At 50.0% G+C, this 4,347-nt stretch carries 3 protein-coding genes and 1 pseudogene; all 4 read left to right on the top strand.

Annotated elements, in window-relative coordinates; all coding sequences use genetic code 11:
* The first annotated feature begins 3 nt into the window (after positions 1–3).
* Positions 4–2,241, top strand: a complete 2,238-nt coding sequence (locus D6694_14050; protein RMH36251.1) for a hypothetical protein — start codon at positions 4–6, stop codon at positions 2,239–2,241.
* Positions 2,238–3,188: pseudogene (locus tag D6694_14045) on the top strand (hypothetical protein). Before D6694_14050 ends, D6694_14045 begins: the two are co-directional and overlap by 4 nt.
* A 12-nt stretch (positions 3,189–3,200) precedes the next feature.
* Positions 3,201–3,605, top strand: coding sequence for a hypothetical protein (locus tag D6694_14040; GenBank protein RMH36250.1), 405 nt, complete (start codon positions 3,201–3,203; stop codon positions 3,603–3,605).
* 17 nt (positions 3,606–3,622) lie between these two features.
* Positions 3,623–4,347: hypothetical protein (locus tag D6694_14035; protein ID RMH36249.1), on the top strand; the 725-nt coding region annotated here is incomplete at its 3' end.

The raw sequence follows: 4,347 nt of genomic DNA, 5'->3' as shown, positions 1-4,347 counted from the left end.
GTCATGGAGCAAAATGATGCCCAGGCCAGCCAGGATGTCCAGAGACTCCGCAGCATGCTTTCCACCCCGGATGAACTGGCTGATCTTCTCCATCTCATTGATGGCTGGCAAGTCGTGGTCAACTGGCGCGAACGCCCTACCAGGCTTGCTGTCGAACTGGGCGAACTGGAAGACAGCCTCAAAAAGAAGATTCTCGCTTCCTGGCAGGCGCAACTTGCGCAGGCGTTGCAAGAAGCGGATTTTCCCCGCTTGCAGGCCTTGAAAGAGGCGCTGACGCGCATGCGGAACATGGGCATCTTTCCCGAAGAACGCAGTGAGTATCGGGAACATGCCAGGCAATTACAAGCCGCCCTCCTGGACCTGGCTTTTGAGCAACTGAGCAGGAGCGATGACTTCTCGAAAATGCTGGAGAACCGCCAGCAAAGGCTCCGTCTCTGCCGTCAGCAGGACGAACGGCAGAAGGTACAAGGAGAGATTCGGGCGGTTCATCGGCGCCGCGCCCTGATGGAATTGCACAGAGCATCCTCTGCGGAGAGTGACATCGCCCCTCTTTTCTGGCAATATATTCGCTCCCCAGAATTGGGAAAGGACGCGGAACTGGTGGAAGGCTTCATCCGCCAGGCGTTGGCGAACTCTGCGCTGGATAAAATCCTGGCCGTTGCGAAAGGCTTCCAGTGGATGGGGGCATCGGATATGTGGTGGGACGCCCTGAAAGAACTGCTAACCGGATTCTATCAGGCTGCCAGCAAACTGGAAGCAGGAGAGCTTTCCCTCGCCAGGGCTGAGCTTGACCACACGCGAAATGCGCTCCAGGGAACCCCACAATTGAGAACGCTCTTGGAATCGATGTGGGAACAATTGATTGATTCCCGCGTTGACAATCTATTCAGGGAAGCGGACAATGCACGACGCGCATTACCGCGGGTGCTGGCCCTGACGAGAATCGCGAAGTTGAGACCCGATGACCCGCGCCTGAGAGTTCGCTTTCATGGTAGAGGGCATCTCCAGGAATTAGAGGATGAAGTTACTCAGGAACTGGAACGATTGAAAAAACAACCTTTGCGCTTTGTTGATGGGCCATATCTTCGCAAAACAATCGAAGATATGGAGCGAACCACGCAAGACCTGGATGACCTGTTACAAAGCGAAGTTTTACAAACAGGCGATGCGCGGTACTGGCGAGAAGATTTACAAGAAGAAAACCGCCTGGTTAAAGACGTGGTCAGCAAACTCCGCATTCTCAACAGGCGTTATCAGGAGTATAAAAAACTCCTTGAGGATGCTACGCATACCCCGATATTCGAAGCCGGCAAAGGGTATCAATGGAATTTAAATCCAGTTCGTACTGCGTTAGAGCACATACAAAGACTGGTCAACGAAATCAGGGGCATTCGAGGTTTTGATATTCAGGTCCTAAGTCACGAAATACAAACTTTGCGCGAAGATTTCGAGCGGCGGAAAGAGTATGCTTCCAAGCTCAATAAACTGATAAATGATTTGATGGAATATCTAAGACAGGAACAAATTGACGCAGCTTACAACACAGTGTTGGCCCTGGAGCACGCCTGGGATGCTGCCCGCTCCCACGAATTTGACGGATTGCATTTCGCTTTGGAATATCAGTACCCATCATCGAGTGAAACGGTAAGCACAATCCAGGGCCATAAAAAACAACTTGAAGCCATCAGCACGAATCTGGCTCTATGGCAGGATTTACAAGATGCCATGAACAAGAAGTATGAAGAACTTATGGAGATGGCACAAGATTTGGGAGAAACCCTGGATGAAGCCAGAGAGTTCTATTCCCTGAACGAAATCATAAAAAAATCCGAGGAAATTCTCCAAAGCATCGAAAAGTTTCAAAGGAATTACAAACCACAGTCTATTTCCCCTCCTCGTTCCGAGCAGGCACGTTCTTGCAAAAACGCCATTGAAGCGCTTGTCAGCCAGTCAAAGAATCTCTATTCCAGATACCAGAGGATGCGTGATGATTCAGATTCCCTATTGAAGGAAAACAGTGAAAAGAGAGAACGCTTAAAAAAGGTCACCCAAAATCTGAGGAGAGCACTTCGGGAGGCAGAAAAACCCCGCTCATTCCTGAGCAGGAGAAACAAAAAATCAATTTCCAGCATTGCCATCGATAATGTGCAAAAAGCATTGAGTGAATACGAAAAAATCGACCCCAAAAGCCCTGTTGTTACCGAAGCTCGTGAATTGTTGTCAAAAGCTGAACAGCCATGAAACACATCATACTGAGCGATATACACGCCAACTTCGTCGCGTTACAAGCCATTTCCGGCCTTTTTAAATCGAACGAAAAAGTGAAGTACTGGTGTCTGGGTGATATCATCGGTTATGGCCCGCAGCCGGTGGAATCCGTATCCTGGACGCTGAAGAACTGCCCTGGCCGGTGGATTGCCGGCAATCATGATGCCTGGCTTATAGAAGAAGTGCAAAACAAGTACCCTTATAACGGGAACGCAGTGACGCTTTTGAAAAGCCACAAATGGATTTTGCAACACAAAAAGCAACTGTACGCAACTTTTCTGGCCCAGATCGAAAAGCAGTTGCAAAGAGAGCGTACTTTGACTAAGGGGGATACACATTGGTTTCAGGGATTGATGAAGTATCGCACACAACACATACAGGCATTCTTCACGCATGGGGCGGCTTTCCCTGCCGAGAGACGCCTGGTGGATTATATGTTCCCCTGGAGTCGAGAGCGCCTGACGGCACATCTGCATGCTCTGGCACGCTATCGAGAAAGTGTCAGCATCTCATCCGTGCTTTTATTTGTTGGGCATACACACTACCCTTACCTCGTAACCCTGAACAGGGACAACGAGCTCCGCTATGCATCTATCCCCTATGGGGAACCAATTAGTGTGGAAGATGGTGTCTGGGTTATTGGGTGTGGCGCCAGCGGGCAACCGCGTGACGGTGACCCGCGTGCGTCGTTTGTTATATTGAATCCTCGCTCCCGGTCCATCACCTTTCGCAGAGTAGCCTATGATGTTGCTCAGGTTGAAGCGGCGTTTCGAGACGATCCATCTCACCTGCCGTTTGGGGTATGGAAAAAGATGGTTGAACGCCTGCGCGTAGGAGATAGAAACGCAGAAAACGCCGTGCGATTCGAGCGGGTTTATCGCCAAACAGAGTGGGGGCTGGAAGCCAATATGAACTCTTAAGAGGTGGAAGTCATGGATGTTCTGGAGATTACGATTCGAAAGTCCTGGAAACGAGCGCCCTGGGTGGCCATATTACTGATTTTCCTCCATTGGCTGACAGATGCAATAGCGGACCAGTGGATGGCCTGGTTGATTTGGGCGGTACTTGACGCAATTGGTTATTTTGCCATCGGGGCCTGGATTGCATCTGCCCTTCGACCAGAATCACCGACCCGCGATGAGGTACGGGGGGCTGGTGCTATTGCGGGAAGCATGAGCGCAGCCCTGGTATTCCTGGGAGCATTGCTTCTTTCCATTCTGGGAATTTGGGACTACCCGGTCTTGATATTTGCTCTGCCAGACATCTTCATAAGCATTTTTGCCGGTCTGTTGGGCTCTCACCTTGTGGATAAGACCATGGGGCCTGTAGATTGGTAAGAAAAAGGGAGGTGTGAATGTTTTCCAGTACAAAATACCGGCTTGTCTTATTTGCGATTATCTTGCTCTTACTCACTACTGGCTGCACATTCAAGGAGGATGTCTGGTTCTACGATAATGGCGAATGGAAAGCACAGACATCTTTCGAGTACACTAAAGTGGAGCTTGACCTCAACGTACTTCTAAAAAATCTCATTCCAGGTATTGCGCAGGACCTTGTCGATGTTCTCCCTTTTAAGTTCAACCTGGACAACCCTACCGAAAAAGTGCTGAAGTTGTTCAGGGCTTACGTGGGCAGCAAAGGGGTAGAGGCTCGTTACAATTGCACCAGATTGCCTTTCAGTAATCAGCGGACATGTGAAATTAACATGCGGGGTTGGGAATACTCTCAGATTACCGATATCATATCGCCAGAAATCCTGCAAGTCCGGCAAACCGAGCAGGGAACATTGTCACTCACTGCGGATTTTTCCTCCCTAAACGTTCTGGTGGCTCCCTGGATAGAAGAAGAAATCACGGTACATGCCAGAGATTTTGTTGCCAGTAACGCCTCGATTCGCCGCTCGGATACTATGACCTGGATAAATCCTGAGCGTCTGGAAGTAGAACTGGTGCCGCAAAAGCACTATCCCTGGAGCACCTGGATGTTTTCCTTGCCATGGTTGTGGAATGTTCTTGCCCTGATTGGGATTGCAATCCTGGGAGTCTTCGTCTGGCAGATTGTCCGACGACGCTCATCGGG

The sequence above is a fragment of the Gammaproteobacteria bacterium genome, assembly GCA_003696665.1.
GTDB lineage: Bacteria > Pseudomonadota > Gammaproteobacteria > Enterobacterales.
Note: the sequence above shows the minus strand (reverse complement) of the source record. Positions and strands in the feature narration are given on the sequence as shown.

Bases quoted from the DNA above. Each gene is read 5' to 3' on its own strand.
- D6694_14050 (RMH36251.1), top strand. From the start codon at position 4: ATGGAGCAAAATGATGCCCAGGCCAGCCAGGATGTCCAGAGACTCCGC.
- D6694_14040 (RMH36250.1), top strand. From the start codon at position 3,201: ATGGATGTTCTGGAGATTACGATTCGAAAGTCCTGGAAACGAGCGCCC.